Annotated in this window: 16 protein-coding genes and 1 pseudogene; 5 read left to right on the top strand and 12 right to left on the bottom strand. The window is 68.1% G+C overall.

Annotation, left to right across the window (positions count from 1 at the left end; genetic code table 11):
• Positions 1-18 precede the first annotated feature (18 nt).
• From plsB to ACZK3W_RS00245, 4 genes are all read right to left on the bottom strand, one after another.
• The gene (gene plsB, locus ACZK3W_RS00260; RefSeq protein ID WP_032128690.1) at positions 19-2,655 is read right to left on the bottom strand and encodes a glycerol-3-phosphate 1-O-acyltransferase PlsB; all 2,637 of its coding nucleotides are present in this window, start codon (positions 2,653-2,655) and stop codon (positions 19-21) included.
• Positions 2,655-3,605 (bottom strand): hypothetical protein, encoded by a 951-nt coding sequence (locus ACZK3W_RS00255; protein ID WP_343237823.1) that lies wholly within the window; start codon positions 3,603-3,605, stop codon positions 2,655-2,657. The genes plsB and ACZK3W_RS00255 overlap by 1 nt, the downstream gene beginning before the upstream one ends.
• A gap of 424 nt (positions 3,606-4,029) precedes the next feature.
• Entirely contained in the window at positions 4,030-4,755 is a 726-nt protein-coding gene (gene pyrF, locus ACZK3W_RS00250; RefSeq protein WP_478450283.1) for an orotidine-5'-phosphate decarboxylase, read from the bottom strand.
• On the bottom strand, positions 4,752-5,675 hold the full coding sequence (locus ACZK3W_RS00245; protein ID WP_478450282.1) for a 5'-nucleotidase, lipoprotein e(P4) family: 924 nt from the start codon (positions 5,673-5,675) through the stop codon (positions 4,752-4,754). The genes pyrF and ACZK3W_RS00245 overlap by 4 nt, the downstream gene beginning before the upstream one ends.
• Positions 5,676-5,776: 101 nt before the next feature.
• On the opposite strand from ACZK3W_RS00245, the gene ACZK3W_RS00240 reads away from it, so the two are divergent.
• Positions 5,777-6,427: a YceH family protein gene (locus tag ACZK3W_RS00240; protein ID WP_032128686.1), complete on the top strand. Its 651-nt coding sequence runs from the start codon at positions 5,777-5,779 to the stop codon at positions 6,425-6,427.
• 98 nt (positions 6,428-6,525) lie between these two features.
• Here the strand turns inward: ACZK3W_RS00240 and ACZK3W_RS00235 are convergent, their stop codons facing one another.
• Positions 6,526-7,053, bottom strand: a complete 528-nt coding sequence (locus tag ACZK3W_RS00235; protein ID WP_049422378.1) for a GNAT family N-acetyltransferase — start codon at positions 7,051-7,053, stop codon at positions 6,526-6,528.
• A 262-nt stretch (positions 7,054-7,315) separates the two neighbouring features.
• Positions 7,316-9,293 (bottom strand): annotated as a pseudogene (locus ACZK3W_RS00230) (UvrD-helicase domain-containing protein).
• Positions 9,294-9,394: 101 nt separating this feature from the next.
• Here ACZK3W_RS00230 and ACZK3W_RS00225 point away from each other — a divergent pair.
• Positions 9,395-10,015, top strand: a complete 621-nt coding sequence (locus ACZK3W_RS00225; protein ID WP_008264720.1) for a thymidine kinase — start codon at positions 9,395-9,397, stop codon at positions 10,013-10,015.
• A gap of 95 nt (positions 10,016-10,110) precedes the next feature.
• Complete coding sequence (locus ACZK3W_RS00220) at positions 10,111-10,815, top strand: SEL1-like repeat protein (RefSeq protein ID WP_032128680.1); 705 nt, start codon at positions 10,111-10,113, stop codon at positions 10,813-10,815.
• A 42-nt stretch (positions 10,816-10,857) separates the two neighbouring features.
• Here the strand turns inward: ACZK3W_RS00220 and ACZK3W_RS00215 are convergent, their stop codons facing one another.
• The 4 genes from ACZK3W_RS00215 to ACZK3W_RS00200 all read right to left on the bottom strand — a co-directional run bounded on the left by ACZK3W_RS00215 (position 10,858) and on the right by ACZK3W_RS00200 (position 14,931).
• Entirely contained in the window at positions 10,858-12,462 is a 1,605-nt protein-coding gene (locus ACZK3W_RS00215) for an OpgD/OpgG family glucan biosynthesis protein (RefSeq protein ID WP_012509627.1), read from the bottom strand.
• Between the two features lie 105 nt (positions 12,463-12,567).
• Positions 12,568-13,380, bottom strand: a complete 813-nt coding sequence (gene mutM / locus ACZK3W_RS00210; RefSeq protein ID WP_180837740.1) for a bifunctional DNA-formamidopyrimidine glycosylase/DNA-(apurinic or apyrimidinic site) lyase — start codon at positions 13,378-13,380, stop codon at positions 12,568-12,570.
• Between the two features lie 19 nt (positions 13,381-13,399).
• A complete protein-coding gene (locus ACZK3W_RS00205; RefSeq protein ID WP_180837739.1) occupies positions 13,400-13,732 on the bottom strand; it encodes an EF-hand domain-containing protein in 333 nt (110 codons plus the stop codon).
• On the bottom strand, positions 13,729-14,931 hold the full coding sequence (locus ACZK3W_RS00200; RefSeq protein WP_100467666.1) for a DesA family fatty acid desaturase: 1,203 nt from the start codon (positions 14,929-14,931) through the stop codon (positions 13,729-13,731). The genes ACZK3W_RS00205 and ACZK3W_RS00200 overlap by 4 nt, the downstream gene beginning before the upstream one ends.
• Positions 14,932-15,082: 151 nt before the next feature.
• On the opposite strand from ACZK3W_RS00200, the gene ACZK3W_RS00195 reads away from it, so the two are divergent.
• Positions 15,083-15,904 carry an ABC transporter ATP-binding protein gene (locus tag ACZK3W_RS00195; protein ID WP_293799245.1) on the top strand — a complete coding sequence of 274 codons (822 nt, stop codon included), beginning with the start codon at positions 15,083-15,085 and terminating at the stop codon, positions 15,902-15,904.
• A 143-nt stretch (positions 15,905-16,047) separates the two neighbouring features.
• Here the strand turns inward: ACZK3W_RS00195 and ACZK3W_RS00190 are convergent, their stop codons facing one another.
• On the bottom strand, positions 16,048-17,250 hold the full coding sequence (locus ACZK3W_RS00190; RefSeq protein WP_180837738.1) for a DUF4785 domain-containing protein: 1,203 nt from the start codon (positions 17,248-17,250) through the stop codon (positions 16,048-16,050).
• A gap of 11 nt (positions 17,251-17,261) precedes the next feature.
• Positions 17,262-18,140 carry a hypothetical protein gene (locus tag ACZK3W_RS00185; RefSeq protein WP_293799242.1) on the bottom strand — a complete coding sequence of 293 codons (879 nt, stop codon included), beginning with the start codon at positions 18,138-18,140 and terminating at the stop codon, positions 17,262-17,264.
• Between the two features lie 262 nt (positions 18,141-18,402).
• On the opposite strand from ACZK3W_RS00185, the gene ACZK3W_RS00180 reads away from it, so the two are divergent.
• Positions 18,403-19,242: an acid phosphatase gene (locus ACZK3W_RS00180; protein ID WP_049399001.1), complete on the top strand. Its 840-nt coding sequence runs from the start codon at positions 18,403-18,405 to the stop codon at positions 19,240-19,242.
• Positions 19,243-19,331 lie beyond the last annotated feature (89 nt).

The following is a 19,331-nucleotide window of genomic DNA, read 5'->3' as shown; positions in this document are numbered from 1 at the left end:
CATCGCCGGGCGCTGCCTTCAATCCTGCGGCGCAGGCTCGTCCGGACGGGCCGCTTCCGGGCTGACCCGCTCGATGGTGTGGCGCAGCTCGCGGCCGAGGATGAACTTGGCATCCTTGGCCCAGGCGTCCAGGCGTTCGTCGAACAGCAGCTTGCTGTTCTCGTCCGGCCACACCAGGCGCAGCTCGCGCAGCTTCTGGATGAAGCCACGGAACAGGGATTTGTCGAAGAACTCCGGTGCCGCCGGTGCGTACAGCAGGCTCAGCCGTTGCGCGGCCTGCTGGCACAGGCTTTCCAGCTCGGCCGCGCCGAGCACGCCCGGACCGTTCTTCACCAGCACCGAGATGGCGATGTAATAGCGCTCGAACGCCTGCTGCAGCGAATGGCCGATCGCACGCAGGCGGAACACCTCGTCGGTCTGCCCGGTGTTGCGCGCCAGGATGCCGCCATCGTCATCGTTGACGTTCTGCAGCAGGCCCTCACGCACGAACACATCGATGGTCCGGTCGATGCGCTGGGCGAACTCGTCCTCGCTCCACGGCAGGAACAGCTCGGCCTGCAGGAACGGGTATACCGTACGGCCCAGCTGGACCAGGCCGGTGCGGCTCATGCGGCGGTTGTTCTGGAAGCAGCAGGCCACCCACGACGAGGCGGTGAACAGGTGCACCACGTTGTTGCGGAAGTAGCTGAGCAGCACCGCGGTGTCGCCGCTGACGCTGAGCACATCGCCCAGCGGGTGCTTGATGCGGGTGAGGACGTTGATTTCCTCGGCGTGGGCGATGATCCGCTCCGGCGAGTGCGGGGTCACCGTCACCCGGTCCGAGTACGGCATCTCGACCAGCAGGGTCTTGCACAGCTCGATCTGCGCGATCAGGTCGGCCTCGCCCATCGCGTGCTTCGGCGTGGACAGCAGGGCCAGCGCCAGCAGGTTGATCGGGTTGACGTCGGCGGCGCCGTTGATGCGCACCTGGATGCGTTCGGCCAGCGTATCCACCGTGGTCGACAGCCACGCCGGCTTCTCGTCCTCGGAGACCGCCTCGCCCTTCCACTCCGGCGCCTTCTCGGCGAGCACGTCGTTCAGTGCGATCGGTTCGCCGAAGTTCACCACCACCTGGCCGTAGTTCTGCTTGAGCACCTTGGGGATGCCCCACAGCAGCGACCAGATCGATTCCTTTTCCTTCGGCCGGCCGGACAGTTCGTCCAGGTAGCTGCCGCCCTCCATCAGCTTCTCATAGCCGATGTAGATGGGCTGGAACAGCACCGGCTTGCGCGGCTGGCGCAGGAACGCGCGCAGCGTCATCGAGATCATGCCGCCCTTGGGCTGCAGCAGTCGGCCGGTACGCGAGCGGCCGCCTTCGACGAAGTACTCCAGCGAGTAGCCACCGGCCACCAGCTGCGCGACGTATTCGCTGAGCACCGCCGAGTACAGCGCGTTGCCACGGATCGAGCGGCGGATGAAGAACGCACCGCCCTTGCGCAGCAGGGTGCCGACCACCGGCAGGTTCAGGTTGATGCCGGCCACGATGTGCGGCGGCACGATGCCACGGTCGTACAGCAGGTAGGACAGCAGCAGGTAGTCCATGTGGCTGCGGTGGCTGGGCACGTAGACCACTTCGTGGCCCGGCGCGGCGGCCTTGAACTTGTCCAGGTGGTGCACCAGCACGCCCGCATAGATGCGGTTCCACACGTGGCTGAGCATGAAGCTGGCCGAGCGCACCACCGGGCTGGAATAGTCCGCGGCGATTTCCCAGGCGTAGGCGTGCGCCTTCTTCCAGGCATCGGCCGGCTTCGAGTTGTCGCGCTTGGCCTGTGCGGCGATCGCTTCGCGTACCGGCTCGGCGGCCAGCACCTGGTCCACCAGCAGGCGCCGGGTCGACAGGTCGGGGCCGATCACCGATTCACGGATGCGTCGGAAGTGCGTACGCAGCACGCGCTGCAGCTTGCGCACCGTGCGCTCCGGCTCCAGGCCTTCGTCCACGGTGCTGCGCAGCGAGATCGGCGGGGCAAAGCGGACGATGGTGCTGCGGCCGTTGAGCAGCACCGCCAGCAGGCGGCGGAAGCGGCCGACCAGCGCCCAGTTTTCCGAGAACAGCACGGCGAACCAGCCGCTCTGCTTGTCCGGCGCGCGGCCGACGAAGATCGACACCGGCACCAGGTGCACGTCCAGGTCATCGCGCACGCGATGAGCCTGCAGCACCTTGGCCAGCGAGTCCGAATGGGTCTTGGCGCCGCGCTGCTCGGGAATCAGCGAGTTGCTGGAGCTGCGCCGCGACAGCGCCAGGTAGGCGCGCTTGCGGCCGGTCGGGTCACCGGCCAGCGGCACCAGCGGCGATGGCAGGCCGGCCTGGCGGCAGGCCTTGTCCAGGATCAGCGCATTGGACAGGCCGTAGTCTTCCAGCACGTACATGACCGGGCGGCCATCGTTGTACTGGCCCGGGTCTTCCGGTTCGATCTTCAGCGACAGCCACGGCTCGACCAGACGGCCGAGCAGGCGAGCCCACAGCGGGCGGCGGCCAGCCGGACGCGCGTGCGCGGGCGGCGGTACCGGGTTCGGGCCGGTACCGGTCGAGGGGGACGCCGGCACCGTATCGGCGGGCGTCGACTGGGATTCTTCGCCGGGGAACGGCAGCGGGTTCTGTTTCGACATCGGCGCCATTATGGCTTAGGCGGCGGCGTTGCCGCTTCCCCACCCTCGGCGGGGGCTTCAGCCGGTGACGGCGACGCAGCGGCGCGGGCCGCGTCGGCCTTGCGCAGCAGCGCGTCGGTGTCGGCCAGGGTGCGGGTCAGGTACCAGTGGCCCTCGCGGCGGCTCAGCGGCAGCTGCAGGGTCATCTCACGCCCCGCCAGGTCGTAGTGCAGGCGTACCAGCGCATTGTCGCCCTCCACCGAGAGCAGTTCACCGCGCACGCTGCGCAGTGCGTCATCCACGCCCAACCCGTAGCTGCCCAACACCGCCTTGAGGGTATGGATGAACGGCGCCAGCTGCTGCAGGCTGCCTTCCATGCCCGCGGCCTGCAGGCCGGCCTCATCGTCGAAGCCGACCTTGCCGGCGGCCCCCACCAGCGCGGCGATCGTGCTGCGTGCACGCGCACGGTCACTGATCGGCGCGCCCTGCGCCCAGCTGGCGAGGGTTTCCACCAGGGCGATGTAATGGGCCTGCTGGCCGGGCGTATAGCCCTTCTGGTGGCGCAGGTACTGCACGCCGAAGTTGCCCATCGACTGCGCGGCCTGGCGCACGGCACCGGCCTGGCCGGCCAGCTGGCGGTCGAAGCTGCGTTGCAGTTCGGCACCGGCATTGGGCGTGCGCAGTGCGGCCAGCATCGGCAGCAGCTGGTCGCCCAGTGGCAGTTCAGTCAGCGGCCACTGGCTGCGGCCCTCGGCCCAGGCCTGCTGCAGGCGCTGGTACTGGCTGGGCGGAACCGACAGCTTTGCATAGCCGACCAGATCGTCCTCGGCCAGGCGCAGGGCCATCGCCTGCACCGCCGCAACTGGTTCGGCTGCCGGCCTGGCCGGATCGTTGGCCGGTTCACGGCACGCGGTCACGGCCAGCAGCATGACTGCCAGCCCCCATCCACGCGCAGACCTTCCTCGCACTGCCACGCTCATGCACTCGGACTCCCCGGACCGGTCCGCATCTTGCGGCCTGCGAGGTGACAGCGGCAAGCCGGGACGTCACGGTTTCCGCAGTTGCTTGTGCAAGTCACTGATCGGAATAAAAAAAGAGCCGGGATCACGAGGATCACAGGCTCTTCAAGCCGGCGCAGGGCCGGTGGACAGTGTTGTGGCACATGTCCGGTCCGAGGACCGGATGGCGGCGATCCTACGCTGCCGCTCAAGTTAAGGCAACACTTCACGTAGTGTCATATAAATCATTGATTTTATTGATTAGCCTGATGCCTTGCGCCGGGGCCATGAAATCTACGGCAGGTTTTGCGGCGATTCGGGCACAACCGGTCCTTCGGCGGATGCAAAAACGCCATCCCGCGCGGGTCGGGATGGCGTTCGGGCCTGCAGACTGCGCAGCGGAATCTCAGCGCGTAGCCAACGCCGACGCGATTTCCTGCTGGATGGCCCGGGCCGCAGCCTGCGGATCGGCGGCCAGGCGGATCGGGCGACCGACCACGATGGCATCGGCGCCATCGGCAAAGGCCTGGGCCACGCCAACGGTACGCTTCTGGTCATCGCCGACCGGGCCACCGGGGCGGATGCCCGGGCAGACGATCGAGAACCCGGCGCCGGTAGCGGCGCGGATCGGGCCGGCTTCCTGGCCCGAGGCGATCACGCCATCGATGCCGGCCGCCTGCGCGGCCAGCGCGCGCTCGACCACCACGTCCTCCGGCTCACGGTCGATGCCCATCTGCGCCAGGTCCGGGCGGCCCATCGAGGTCAGCACGGTCACCGCCAGCAGGCGCATGTCGCTGCTGTTGGCGGCGGCGCAGGCTTCCATCATCGCCGGGTGCCAGCCGTGGATGGTGGCGTAGCTGACCGGCCACTGCGACAGGCGCTTGATCACCGCCGCGGCGGTGGCCGGGATGTCGAAGAACTTCAGGTCGACGAACACGCGCTTGTCGCGGCGGGCCAGCTCGTCCAGCACCTGGAAGTACTCGCCGGAGGCGAGCAGTTCCATGCCGATCTTGTAGAACGCCACGCTGTCGCCGAGGCGGTCGACCCACTCCAGCGCCTGCACGCGGTCAGGCACGTCCAGCGCGAAGATCAGGCGCTCGTCATCGCGCAGCGGCAGCGGCGCGCGGCTCACGGTGCGTAGTCCAGCGCAGCGCGCTTGGCGTCGTGACGGGCCTGGCGCGACTGGCTGTAGTCGTTGTTGAACTGCGCCGGCTCGAAGCCGCCGTAGGTCGGGTTCGGCAGCATCCACCAGCGCTCGCCGAACCAGTCGTGGTACTGGTGCAGCAGCGCGTCACGACCGTCGTTGGTGTTGGCGGTCACTTCGACGAAATCGCCCAGCTGGTCGCCGAACTGCATCAGCACGCGGTATTTCTGCCCGGCCAGGCGGCGGCGGCAGTTCTTCTCGCTGCCGGCCTGCTCGCAGCCTTCGACCACGGTGCCCAGGCCCAGGAACACGCTGTCATCGGCCACCGGCAGGCCCTGCTCGCGCAGGTTGGCCAGGGTTGCGTCCTTCAGGTGCACGGCACGGTTGGAGATGTACAGCAGGGTCACGCCCTTGGCGTTGGCGGCCTTGGCGAAATCAACCACGCCCGGAATGGCCTTGGCCTTCTTTTCGGCCACCCACTGGTCCCAGGTCAGCTCGTCGTATTCCTTGCCGTCGCGCACCAGGCGCGCCTGGTAGGGCGAGTTGTCCAGCACGGTCTCATCCACGTCCAGCACCACGGCCGGCTTCAGGCCCTTGGCCTCGTTGCCGCGTTCTTCCGGCACCAGCGCATCCCAGTGGGCTTCCTTCAGCGCGGCATCCAGGTGGTCGGCGGCGGCACGGTAGGTCTGCTCGGTGATCGCCTTGTACTCCTGCGCGCGCTGCATCCACAGCACCGCATTGAGATTGTCGTTGGCAGTGGCATCGAGCGCGCCGTCGGCCTTGGCAGCGGCGGCCGGGGCCTCCGGTGCAGCGGCTTCGGCGGCAGGCGCATCCACGCGCTTGCAGGCGGACAGGCCCAGCGCCGCGGTGGCGAGCAGGGTCAGGGACAGGGAAACGGGACGACGCATGGATTCACCGGCAATCAGATATACCGGCGCATTTTACCGGCAAAGGCGGTCCCGGGACGGCTATGCTTGGCGGTTGACCCGTTGCCCTTCCGGAGGCCGCCATGACCGATTCCACCCAGACCCCCGACGTCCCCCTGCTCGACGCCGTGCAGGCCCGCCTGCTGGGCTGCCTGGTGGAGAAGGAGGCAACCACCCCGGACACCTATCCGCTGACGGTCAACGCCGCCCAATCGGCCGCCAACCAGAAGACCGCCCGCGAGCCGGTGATGAACGTCGATGCCGGCAGCGTGCAGCACGCGCTGCGCCAGCTGGAAACACTGGGCCTGGCCCGCCAGCACTTCTCCTCCCGTGCAGACCGTTACGAGCACCGCCTGCAGGCCGCGCTGGACCTGACCCGGCAGCAGACCGTTCTGCTGGCGATGCTGCTGCTGCGTGGGCCGCAGACCCTGGGCGAACTGGTCACGCGCAGCGAGCGCCTGCACCGCTTCGCCGACGCCGACGAAGCCCGCCACGCCATCGAGCGCCTGCAGCAGCGCGCGCTGCTGGTAGTACTGCCGCGCGCCAGCGGCCAGCGCGAAGACCGCTACATGCACCTGCTGTGCGGTGAAGTGGACGGCGCGGCGCTTGCGGCCAAATACGCCAGCAGCGGCGGTGGCAGCGACGCGGCCGATCCGGGCCTGGCCGAGCGCGTGGCCCAGCTGGAAGCGGCCGTGGCCGAGCTGCAGGCGCAGCTGGCCGAACTGCGCGGTTGATGGTGGGTGCCGACCGTTGGTCGGCACTGCATCTGAATCGTGCCGACCAACGGTCGGCACCCACCGTCAGCTGCTACTGTGCCGGCCAGCGGCCGGCACTACCCGACGTCAGCCGCACCCAAGGTGGCGTACAGCCGGCTGGGCGTTTCGATGCCCGGCAACTGGATCACCCCGCGCTCCTGCATGCCCAGGCCCAGCAGGATCTTCCCGGACACCACGTTGTCCAGATCGGTGATGCCGTACAGATCCTGCAGGCCCAGCTCAGCGCGCGCATGCGCGAACACCGCCCGCGCCGCCTCACCGGCATAGCCCTGCCCGGCGAATTCAGACAGCACCGCGTAGCCGATGTCCGGCCCCGGCAAGCCATCGCGGCGCACCAGCCCGGCATTGCCCAGCCACGCCCCATCGGACAACCGCTCGATGGCATACATGCCGAACCCATTCAACGCATAGCTGTGCAGCACCCGCAGCGCGATGTACTCACGCGCCTGTTCTTCACTGCGCACATTGCGGTCACCAATGAAGCGCACGAAGCCCGGATCATTCAACAGCGCCAGCATCGGCGCCGCATCGCGATCAGGTTCAATCGCACGCAGGCGCAGGCGTTCACTTTCAATGGGATGCACGCGCAGACCTCCAGCCGAAACCCCGATTCTGCCTCAACCCCCGGCTGTTGCTTTTGATTTTCTTTTTTCTTTTCCGTGGCTGGCGCGCACGGAACCTGTCAGAGGCCGGGCGGGTGGGCTGGGCGGGACCGTCCGCGGCATGGATGCCGCGGCCGAGCCCCCATGGACGGGTTTACGGCGTGTCCCGACCAGCCCACCCGCCCGGCCCACCACGAATGCGCTGCGAACGGCGGCAGCCACGAGGGGCTGCGCCGTTCGCCGGTCAATCGAACAGCGCCTCGATCGCCGCCAACCCCGCACTCGCCCGTTCCTTCTTGCGCACCGCATCGGCCACCGGATCAGCACCATCGCGCTGGATCTCCTCCGCCGGAATCTCCTCGAAGAACCGGCTCGGCTTCAACCGCACGTGCTCACCGAACTTGCGGGTCAGCTTGCTGTAACTCATCCACAACTGGATCTTGGCGCGGGTGATGCCCACGTACAGCAGGCGCCGCTCTTCCTGCAGGTTGCCCTCGTCCAGGCTGACCTGGTGCGGCAGCACGCCATCCTCGCAGCCGACGATGAACACGTACGGGAATTCCAGGCCCTTGGAGGCGTGCATGGTCATCATGCGCACCTGGTTGCCGCCCTCGTCCTTGTCGCTGCGCGACAGCAGCGCCAGCTGGCCGGCCAGGTCGGCGGCAGTGGCACCGCGCGGGCCCCCCTCGAACCACTGCGCCAGTTCCTCGATGTTGTTGGCACGGCGCTGGTAACTTGCCTCTTCCTTGGCCTGCTGGCGCAGTTCGCTGAGCAGGCCGGATTCCTTGGCGACCTTGCGGATCATGTCGCCCGAGGTGACCTGACGCATCTGCGCGCGCAGGTCGCGCAGGATGTCGGTGAAGCGCGCCAGGCTGTTGGCCGCGCGCGGGGGCCAGTTGCTGCAGGGCACCGATCGCCTCGGCAGCCTGCGCCATCGGCATGTCCTTCTCCTGCGCCAGCTCGGCCAGCTTGGCCAGCGTGCCGGCACCGACGTCGCGCTTGGGTGACTGCACCGCACGCATGAACGCGGTGTCGTCGTCCGGGTTCACCAGCAGGCGCAGCCAGGCCAGCGTGTCCTTCACTTCCTGGCGTTCCAGGAACATGGTGCCGCCGGTCAGGTGGTAGGGAATGCGCAGCAGCTGCATCGCCTTTTCCAGCGGGCGCGACTGGAAGTTGCCGCGGAACAGGATGCAGAAATCACTCCACGGCACATTGCGCGACTGCGCCACGAAGGCGATCTCGGCGGCAACCTTTTCCGCCTCATGTTCGCTGTTGCGGCATTCCCACACGCGGATGCGTTCGCCGTCGGCCTGGTCACTCCACAGCTTCTTCAGGTGCTCGTGCGGGTTGTTGGCGATCAGCGCATTGGCCGCGCGCAGCACGCGGTTGGAACAGCGGTAGTTCTGCTCCAGCTTGATGATCTCCAGCGTGGGATAGTCGCGCCCCATCTGCTGCAGGTTTTCCGGATTGGCGCCGCGCCAGGCATAGATCGACTGGTCATCGTCACCCACGCAGGTGAAGTTGCCCTTGTCACCGGCCAGCTGCTTGAGCAGCCGGTACTGCGCGTCGTTGGTGTCCTGGCATTCGTCCACCAGCAGGTAGCCGATGCGCTCGCGCCAGGCCAGCGCGATCTCCGGATTTTCTTCCAGGATCTGCACCGGCAGACGGATCAGGTCATCGAAGTCGACCGCATTGAACGCCGTCAGGCGCAGCTGGTAGCGCTCGTAGACGCTGGCCGCCTCCTTTTCGCGATTGCTGCGCGCGGCGGCCATCGCCTGTTCGGGCGACAGGCCGGCGTTCTTCGCGCGCGACACCAGGTTCTTCATGTCCTCGATGTCATCAGGCTTGGCCCCATACATCAGGTCCTTGATCTGCGCAGCGGCATCGTCTGCATCGAAGATCGAGAAGCCGCGCTTCAGGCCAACGGCCGCGTGCTCGATCTGCAGGAACTTCAGGCCCAGCGCATGGAAGGTGCAGATGGTCACCTCGTCGGCGTCCTGCTCGCGCAGGCGCTTGGCCACGCGCTCGCGCATTTCCTTGGCCGACTTGTTGGTGAAGGTGATCGCCGCGATGCGGCGCGCCGGATAGCGGCCGCAGCCGATCAGGTGGGCGATCTTTTCCACGATCACACGCGTCTTGCCGCTGCCCGCGCCGGCGAGCACCAGCAATGGACCTTCGATGTGCAGGACGGCGGCGGCTTGGGGGGGATTGAGACCGTGCATGGGATGGGGATTGTAGCGGGGCCGGGTGACGACCACAGCGGGCCGCCGGTGGGGTTGCTGAACGGCTTCGGCAAAGCGGGGCTGCGGCGTACAATCCGTCGATGGCCAAGCTCTACTTCTACTATTCGGCGATGAACGCCGGCAAGACCACCACCCTGCTGCAGAGCGCGCACAACTACCGCGAGCGCGGCATGCGGGTGGCGATCCTGACCCCGCGCCTGGACGATCGTGCCGGCGCCGGCGTGGTCGCCTCGCGGATCGGCCTGCGTGCGGACGGCATGGCCTTCGACCGCGATACCGACCTGCAGCGCTGGGTCGAGCAGGATCTGGCAGCCAACGGCCCGATGGGCTGCGTGCTGGTGGACGAGGCGCAGTTCCTGACCCGCGCCCAGGTCTGGCAGCTCAGCGAAGTGGTCGACCAGCTGCGCATTCCGGTGCTGTGCTACGGCCTGCGCACCGACTTCCGCGGCGAGCTGTTCGAGGGCAGCCAGTACCTGCTGGCCTGGGCCGATGAGATGCAGGAGATCAAGACCATCTGCCACAGCGGCAAGAAGGCGACGATGACGGTGCGTGTGGACGAGCATGGCCACGCGGTGCAGGACGGCCCGCAGGTGGAGATCGGCGGCAACGACCGCTACGTGTCGGTCAGTCGCGCCGAGTTCAAGAAGATCACCCGCGGCGAAGGGCGGATCGATCCGGCGCAGGCGCCGCTGCCGCTGTAGCAGGCGCGCCGGTGCGCCATGACCTCCAGCGGTTTACAAGCAAGCGCTGTCGCGCCTAGGCTGCGGCTCCCCTGCTGCCGAACTGGACGTCCGACATGCGCTCTGCCCTCCTGCTGCTGCCGCTGCTGTTGCTGCCCCTGCTGGCCACCGCGGCCGAGCGCCCGTCAGGTGAAGACGATGCGGCGGTGATCGGCGCCGGTTTCATGGACAGCCACCCGGACATGATGTACCGGCAATGGGGCGTCAACGCGCTGCGTCGCAACGATGTCAACGGCGCGATGGACAACTTCCGGCTGGCCGCGCGGTATGCGGACAAGCCTGCCCAGGGCTACCTCGGCGAGATGTACTGGTACGGGGTAGAGCAGCCGCGCAATCCGGTCATGGCCTATGCCTGGATGGAGGTGGCGGCCGAACGTGGCTATCCGTTGTTCGTCGAGCTGCGCAACGAGTACTGGGCCACGCTGCCGCTGGAGCAGCATGATGCGGCGCGCGCGCAGGCAAGCGCGCTGCGCGCCGAGTATGGTGACGAAGTCGCGCGCCCACGCATGGCCGAAGTGCTCAGAAAGGGGCGCCGCGAGATGACCGGCAGCCGCGTCGGCTCGATGTCCAACAACGTCGACATCGTGTACATGGACGGCGGAATCTCCCGCACCATCAAGGCCGATCGCCTCTACGACCCGAAGTACTGGGACCCGAAGCAGTACGAACGCTGGCAGGACGAAACCTGGATGAAGATCCGCCGGGGCACGGTGGAAGTGGGTGTGCCGACCCAGTCGCACGCCACCGACAGCAAGCCTTGAAACAACGGTGCCGGCGTGTAGCCGGCACCGGGCCGCATCCATTCAGTACAGCGTGCGCTCCGGCGCACCTGCCGGCGGCGGGGTGTACTGGTACAGCCAGGTCTCGGTGAGGGTCTTGCCGCCACTGCGCAGGAACAGGCGGATGTCGATCTGCTCGGTGCTGCCTTCCGGCGGCACCAGGTCGAACATCGCGCGGTAGCCGTTGATCTCGCGCAGCGGGCGCGCCGACACGATCTCGACCCGGCCGCGGCTGGCTTCCACCACGGCCTCGACCTCACCCTTGTCGATCAGCCTGGCCAGTTCGCCGCCTTCGAAGTCCACCGCGAAGCGCCAGCTGAAATACTCGCGCTTCTTGCCGACCACGCCACCCAGGCCGGTGCGGCTGGCCACGCAGTGCGCCAGCGGCGGCCGTGCCGGCGGTTCGGCGCCCCAGTACAGGCGATAGCCGACCAGCAGCTCCTGGCCCGGCTGCGGCTTTTCCTTCGGGTTCCAGAACGCCACGATGTTGTCGAAGGTCTCGTCCACGGTGGGAATCTCCACCAGCTGCACCGAGCCCTCGCCCCATTCGCCCTTCGGCTCCACCCACAGGCAGGGGCGCTTCTCGTAGAACACGCCGTCGTCCTGGTAGTGGTCGAAGTTGCGGTCGCGCTGCAGCAGGCCGAAACCACGCGGGTTGCGGTCGACGAACATGTTGAAGCGCAGGTTGCGCGGGTTCAGCAGCGGTCGCCAGATCCATTCGCCGGCACCGGTCCACAGCGACAGGCCATCGGTGTCGTGGATCTCCGGGCGCCAGTCCCATGCCATGCGGCGGTCGTTCTCGCCCACCTGGTACATGCTGGTGCACGGGGCGATGCCCAGCCGCTCGATCGCCTTGCGCGGGTACAGCGCGCTGTCGATATCCATCAGCAGCACGTCGCCATTGGTGATGGCGAAGCGGTACGCACCAGCCACGCTGGGCGAATCCAGCAGGCCGTAGACCACGATCGTCTCCGAATCGGCCGACGGCTGCTCCAGGTAGTAGGCGATGAAGTCCGGGAATTCCTCCGGCTTGCCCATGCCGGTGTCGATCGCCAGGCCGCGCGCGGACTGGCCGTACTGGCCTTCCTTGCCGACCGCGCGGAAGTAGCTGGCGCCGAGGAAGGCGGCGAAGTCGCGGTCGGTGTCCTTGCGGGTGTTCAGGCGGAAGCCGGCGAAGCCCAGATCGGCCGGCAGCTCGCCGTCCTTGATGCCGCTCTTGCCGTAGTTGAACGCCGCGCCGTCATAGGCCAGCTCCTGCGCCTTGCCGTCGACCACGTCGAACATGCGCACCGGCGAGTGGAAGTACAGGCCCAGGTGGAAGAACTTGGCCTGGAACTTGCCCGGCTGGTCAGCCCACAGCGCATGGTCCTGGCGGTAGCCGATCGACTGGTACTGGTCCCAGTCCAGGCCTTCCAGGCGGCCCGGCAGCACCCGCTTGTGGCTCTTGTAGGGTGCCTGTGCCAGCGCGCGCGCCTGGCCCTTCAGGGTGGCGAAGTCGAACGGCTGCGGCTGGCCGAGGCGGCGCAGGCCCATCTGGCCGCTCTTGCTGGCCGCGCACGCGGGCAGGGACGGCAGGCCGAATGCAGCCAGGGCGAGGGAGGCATTGCGGATGAAGTCGCGTCGTTGCATGCAGGCGCGTCAGGCACAGAGGGAAGGTCGGCCATCATAGGCAGACAAACGTTAACGGGCAGCGGAGACGTACCCTGCCCGTTCAGCTGCCGCTGGCCGCCCGGCTCAGCGCTGGCAATGGCTGCACCAGACGCTGGCGCGCTGGCCGATGGTGGCGTGCTTCAGCGCGCGGCCACAGTTCGGGCAGGGCAGCCCATCGCGGCCGTACACCAGCAGTTCCTGTTCGAAATAGCCCGGTGCGCCGTCAGGGCTGATGAAATCGCGCAGCGTGGTGCCGCCACGGGTGATGGCGTAGCCGAGGGTTTCCTTCACCGCGTCGGCCAGCCGCTGATACCGCCCGCGCGAGATCTTGCCGGCCTCGCGCAGCGGGCTGATGCCGGCCTTGAACAGGCTCTCGGCGGCGTAGATGTTGCCCACGCCCACCACCACCGCCTGGTCCATCAGGAAGGTCTTCACCGGCGCGCTGCGGCCACGGCTGCGGGCGAACAGATAGTCGCCGTCGAACGCGTCGTCCAGCGGCTCCGGGCCCAGCCCCTGCAGCAGCGGATGGATCTCACCGGCGGGCTGCCAGAGCAGGCTGCCGAAGCGGCGCGGGTCGTTGAAGCGCAGCAGGCGGCCGTTGTCCAGGCTGATGTCGACGTGGTCGTGGGCGCGCACCGGCGTATCACCGGGCAGCACGCGCAGGCTGCCGGACATGCCCAGGTGCAGCACCGCGCTGCCGATGGCGGTATCCAGCAGCAGGTACTTCGCGCGCCGGCGGATCTCCTCGATGCGCTGCCCCGGCAGCAGCTCGGCCACTTCCGGCGGAATCGGCCAGCGCAGGTCGGCGCGACGCAGGATCACGCCATGCACGCGGCGACCCTGCAGGTGCGGCGCCAGGCCGCGGCGGGTGGTTTCGACTTCGGGCAGTTCAGGCATGAACCGATTCTACGCCCGCTCAGCGTGGCGGTGCCGCCAGTTCACGGGCATCCAGGACGCCATCACCGTTGGCATCCTGCTTGTGGAAACGCTGCACGATCACCTGCCGCTGCTGCTCGCGGCTGATCGCCCTGCCTTTGCCGCCGGGCAGCTCGTCTGCGCTCAGCACGCCATCGCCATTGCGGTCCATGCGGTCGAAGGCATACAGCATCCACTGCACGTACTCGGATTCACTCACCCGGCCGTCGCCATCGCTGTCCATCCGCTGCAGGTAGCTGGTGGTGTCGGTGACCTGGGCCAGCGCCACGCCCGGCAGCAGCACCGCCAGCAGAACCCCGTACCCAGCCCTCACGCGCCCACCAGGCTGTAGCCCTTCAACCGTGCGGCATAGGCCTGCAGCGCGGCGATCCCGCTTTCCTCGGCCTCACGGCACCACGCCTGCAACTGATGCAGGCGCTCAGCGGCATCGTGGCCGCGGGCCTCGAGCAGCGCCGCCAGCCGCGCGCGGTACTCGACCAGGGTGCGGATGCGCGGGCGCTGCGCCACCCATTCGCTGAGCTGGGCACGACTGTCCGGCTTCAGCCAGCGGCCATCGTTGACCAGGCCGCGGCGCAACCGACGCGGCAGCAGGCGACGCAGCTTGGCCCCGGCCTGCGCGGCTTCCTCGCGCAGGGCCGGCATGAACACATTGCGCTGGTAATCGGTCATCGCCTGGAAGCGGTGCGACAGCAGCGCCTTCAGGGTTTCGGCATCGGGCACCGCGATGTTCGGGCGCACGTCCATGGCCGGCGCCACCCGCAGCACCTTGGCCAGGCGCAGCGCCTGCAGCAGGCGGATCGCACTCCAGCCGATATCGAACTCCCAGCGCCGCATCGCGAAGCGCGCCGAACTGGGGAAGGCATGATGGTTGTTGTGCAGCTCCTCGCCACCGATCCAGAACCCCCACGGCGTGAGATTGGTGGAGGTGTCGGCGGACTCGTAGTTGCGGTAGCCCCACCAGTGCCCCAGGCCATTGACCACGCCCGCGGCCCAGAACGGGATCCATGCCATCTGGATCGCCCACAGGGCCACGCCCGGCAGGCCAAACAACACGGTATTGATCGCGAACAGCAGCACCGGCCCCAACGTGGCATGCGGGGTATACAGGCGGCGCTCGATCGCATCATCCGGGGTGCCGCGCCCGTACTGCTCGATGTCCGCGCGCATGCCACGCGCTTCGCGGTACAGCTCCACGCCGTGCCAGAACACCTTGCCGATGCCACGGGTGACCGGGCTGTGCGGGTCGTCCTCGGTCTCCACCTTGGCGTGGTGCTTGCGGTGGATGGCCACCCACTCGCGGGTGATCATCGAGGTGGTCAGCCACAGCCAGAAGCGGAACACATGGGCCAGCGCCGGGTGGAAATCGACCCCGCGATGGGCCTGGCTGCGGTGCAGGTACAGGGTCACCGAGAAGATGGTGATCTGGGTGAAGACCAGCAGCACCGCCAGCATGGCCCACCACCCCAGGCCGAGCACACCACCGGTCAACAGGGACATCAGGGCATCTGGCATGACGGCTCTCCGGATCGACGCGGGGATGGCAGACATCATGGGCGCTTGCGTTGCAAACTGCATCCCTGCGGCGATGCTTTGCATCGCCATCCGAGGCACCGTTCACAGTTGGGGACCTGAGTTGTCGAGCCTTGATCCACGCGCCAGCGCCATGACCGCCGCCCCGCCCCTGCCGGAGCTGCCCCCCTTGATCGAACTGGACCGCGCCACCGTGGTACGCGGCCAGGTGAAGGTGCTGCACGGGCTCAGCCTGCGCATCGCGCAGGGCCAGCACACCGCCCTGCTCGGCCCCAACGGCTGCGGCAAGTCCACCTTCATCAAGCTGATCACCCGCGAGCTGTACCCGCTGGCCCAGGGCGACGGCGCGGTGGCGGTGAAGGTGCTGGGCCAGAACCGCTGGCAGGTGGACCGGCTGCGCTCGCAGCTGGGCATCGTCACCGGCGACCTCAGCAGCAACCTGGCCGACATGCCCGGGCTGACCGTGGAACAGGCGGTGCTGTCCGGCTTCTTCGCCAGCTACGTGGTACCGGCCTTCCGCGAGGTGACCGCCGACATGCGTGCACGCGTCGGCGAGACACTGGCGATGACCGGCGCGCTGTCGCTGCGTGAACGCGCCTACGCAGAGCTGTCGGCCGGCGAGACCCGCCGCGTGCTGATCGCCCGCGCGCTGGTCAACCGGCCGCAGGCACTGCTGCTGGATGAGCCCTCCACCGGCTTGGATCTGGTCGCCCGCGAGCAGCTGGTGGCGACCATGCGGGTGTTGGCACAGCAGGGCATCACCCTGGTGCTGGTGACCCATCACGTCGAAGAGATCATTCCCGAGATCGAGCGGGTGGTGCTGCTGCGCGACGGCCGCGTACTGGCCGATGGCACCCGCGCCGAGCTGCTGCGCAACGAACCGCTGTCGGCGGTGTTCGGCGGTGCGATTACGGTGGTCGAGCAGGAAGGCCGACTGACCGCGTACGCGGGATAGACAGATGCATCGCTCTCCGTAACCGTCTGTAGAGTCGAGCCATGCTCGACTGCCGTTCGCCGCGAGCAGAAGCAGCCGAGCATGGCTCGGCTCTACAGAAGGCGGGGCAGCGGGCCGGATGTTCCGGCCCGCCACCGCTTTGCTCAGAACCGCAACGCCAGTGCGCGCGACTCGATCGGTGCCATCCGGCTCTGGTCCTGCAGCTGCAGGTCGCGCAGCTCGTACGGTGCGCCGAAACCGGCCGGCAATGCGGCCTGGTCGAACGGCAGCACCAGCTGGCCTGCGCCCGGGCCATCGAACCACGCGGCCGCATGTGCCTGTGCGACCGGCTTCAACTGGCCATCGCGGGCCGTGGCGTACAGCGTGCCCCGCGCCTCATAGCGGCCGGCGGCGGCCACCTGCAGCGGCAGCGCCACCTGCCGACTGGCCGGGTCCGGCGCGGCCTGTCCACTGAAGCGGGCAGTCGGCCGTGCCACCGCAAAGGCGACCTTGCCATCGCGCAGCACACCGTCGGCCTGGGCGAACACCTGCAATTCCCACAGCCCCTGCACGCTGCCGACATCGGCGGGGATCCGCACCTGCGCGCGCAGGCTGCCATCGGTGGTTCGCAGCAACCGCTGCGGCCAGCTGCGGCCATCCGGTGCGACCAGCAGGGCTTCACCGCCCAGCCCACCACGACGCGATGCCAGCTGCGCGGTGGTGGCGCCGTCTTCCAGCAGGCGTGCCTGCAGCTGCATGTTACCGCCGGCCAGCACCTGGGCCTGGTTGGCCTGCACCTCCAGCCGCAGCGGGCTGTTCGGCTCCAGCACCTGTACCACGTAGCGGCCCTGGGCCTGCGCGCTCTGCAGCGTGTAGGCACCGACGGCACTGGTCGCGCCGGTACGCAGCATGCTGCTGCCATCGCTGACCGGCATGCCGGCGTCCTGCAGCGCGCGCGCATCGACACTGCGCGCCACGCTGCTGCGGCCGGCCGGGTCGCGCACCTGTAGCGTGTTGGCCGGCAGCGCGCGGGCACCTGCGGTCGGGCTCAGCTGGATCACCGCATCCGGCGCCGTCAGTGGCAGGTCCAGGCCTCGCTGCAGCTGCGTGCCATCAACCTGCTGCCAGTAGCTGCGGCTGACCGAGGCATACGGCGTGGCCGCCTGCAGCGGTTGTGCTGGGTCCAGCGCCCAGGCAAAGGCCAGTGGCGCGTGTTCGCTCTCATCGGTGGGAAGCGGCGCGGCTACCAGGGCGGCAGGCACCTGATCGCCCGCACGGGCGGCCTGCAGCGGCTCCGCGGCCTGCGCTGCGGAAAGGGACAGCACTGCCAGGGTGGCGCCGGCCAGCAGGGTGGATTGAATCGTCATGGTCGTCTCCCTCACTGGGTCAGGTCGTTGCGCAGCAGGGTGCCGAGGCCGAAGCACTCGCGGCGGCTCTGGTTGTGGCTGAGCGGTTCTGCACCCTGGGTAAGCGCCTTGTCGGTGAACCAGGTGGTGCCGGCGGCCTTCTGGCTGCTGCACTCCAGGAAGCCATCGGAGCAGGACGACAGCCAGTTCTGGGTGAACTCCAGGCCGACGTTGGCGGCATAGCCACCGCAGTAACTGTTGCTGTCCCACACCGCCGATTCCACATCGCTGCCGACCACCGCACGGAACGGTTTGGGCAGCGCCGGGCGGCCAGCGGTGCCGTAGAGGTTCTGCGCGTTGTAGGTGGCCATGCTCGCCACCTGCTGCTGGCGCACGGCGTCGTTCTTGTAGCCCAGCAGCCAGCCCAGCGAGGTTTCAAAGGTGTTGCCGTTGAGCACCGCATCGGCCAACGGCGTGCCGGCCGAAGACGGTGCCAGCGCGTTGACCTTGCGCACCGTGCGGATGATCTTCGGATAGCGGCTGTCATAGGTCGGGTTGGACAGGATCCAGCGCATCACGTTGCCGCCGTTGGAGTGGGTGATCACCACCAGCTGGGTGATGCCACGGCTGTCGATGAAGCCGGTCAGCTGATTGGCCAGGCAGCCGGCCGCTTCCGGCTTCCACATGTACTGGGTGAAGTCGCAGTTGATGACCACATAGTTGCTGCTGTTCGGCAGGCCCTGGCGCACGGTGTCGATGATCGCCGGCTGCCAGTAGTCCTGGGTGGCGTTGGTCTGTGCGCCGGTGCCATGCACGAAGGCCACACCGACCACGTCGGCCGCCTGTGCCGGCGCGGTTGCCAGCCCGAGGAGCAGGGCCAGGACGGTACTTCCTGTTGCGGTGCTGCGCATCGCTTCTCTCCCTCTGTCAACGGATCCCCCCGACCCGGCTGGAAATGGACGGCCCCTGGTGCTTGCCGTTGTGCCGATGCTCGCGGCGAGGCCGCGTGAAAGTCCGTGCGCTGCGCCCGGATTCAGGAGACTGACGTCACTCGATGACGCTTTTCATATCGCCGGGATGACCATGCCGGGTCTGGCCGTATGACCGATGGCCACTGCGGTGTCGTATACGGGCTGCGATCATGGCGCGATGTTTTTCCTCCGGAGCCTGTCCATGTCGCTGATTTCCCACCCTGCCCGCCCGCTGCTCGGCCTTGCCGTCATCGCGGCCCTGGCCGGTTGTGCCGCCACCGCCGCCAAGCCGACCGCCGTCGAAGCCAACATCACCACCAAGGCGGTGGGCTATCTGGACAAGAGCGCGGTACCGGCCAGCCTCGACCTGGTGCCAGCACCGCCGGTGGCCGGTTCGGCCGCCCTCGCCCTCGACGAACAGGTCAGCCGTGAAGCCCGCGCGCTGCGTGGCAGCCCGCGCTTCGCCCAGGCCGGTGTCGATGCCGAACTCGGCTTCCCAGAAGGCGCCAACCACTTCTCCTGCGCCGCCGACATCGACGTCGATGCGGTGAAGACCCCGGCGCTGTACCGCCTGCTGGAGCGCAGCCGGATCGACGCCAGCGCCGCCACCAAGGCCGCCAAGAACCACTACCAGCGCCCGCGCCCGTTCATGGTCAATGGTGAACCGACCTGCTCGCCGAAGGACGAAGAAGGCCTGCGCAAGAACGGCTCGTATCCGTCCGGCCACACCTCGATCGGCTGGGCCTGGGCCCTGATCCTGTCGGAGATCGCACCGGATCGCGCCGATGCCATCCAGGCCCGCGGCCGCAACTACGGCGAGAGCCGCCTGGTCTGCAACGTGCACTGGCAGAGCGACATCCTCGAAGGCCGCTTCATGGGCGCCGCCGCCGTGGCCCGCCTGCATGACAACGCCGCGTTCAACAAGGACCTGCTGGCCGCACGCAAGGAGATCGCTGCCGCGCGCAAGGCCGGCCTGCACTCCAGCCGCGACTGCGCGGCCGAGGAAGCGGTGCTGAAGGTGCGCCCGCAGAGCGCGCTGTAAGCGCCTGGCGGTTCAATTGTTGCCGGCCAGCGGCCGGCACTACCGATGGGTGTAAAGCAGAAGGGCCGGCATTGCGCCGGCCCTTCTTC

Source organism: Stenotrophomonas sp. 80084_Sma, from assembly GCF_056481995.1.
The sequence above is the reverse complement of the archived record's forward strand: the minus strand, read 5'-3'. Positions and strand labels throughout refer to the sequence as shown.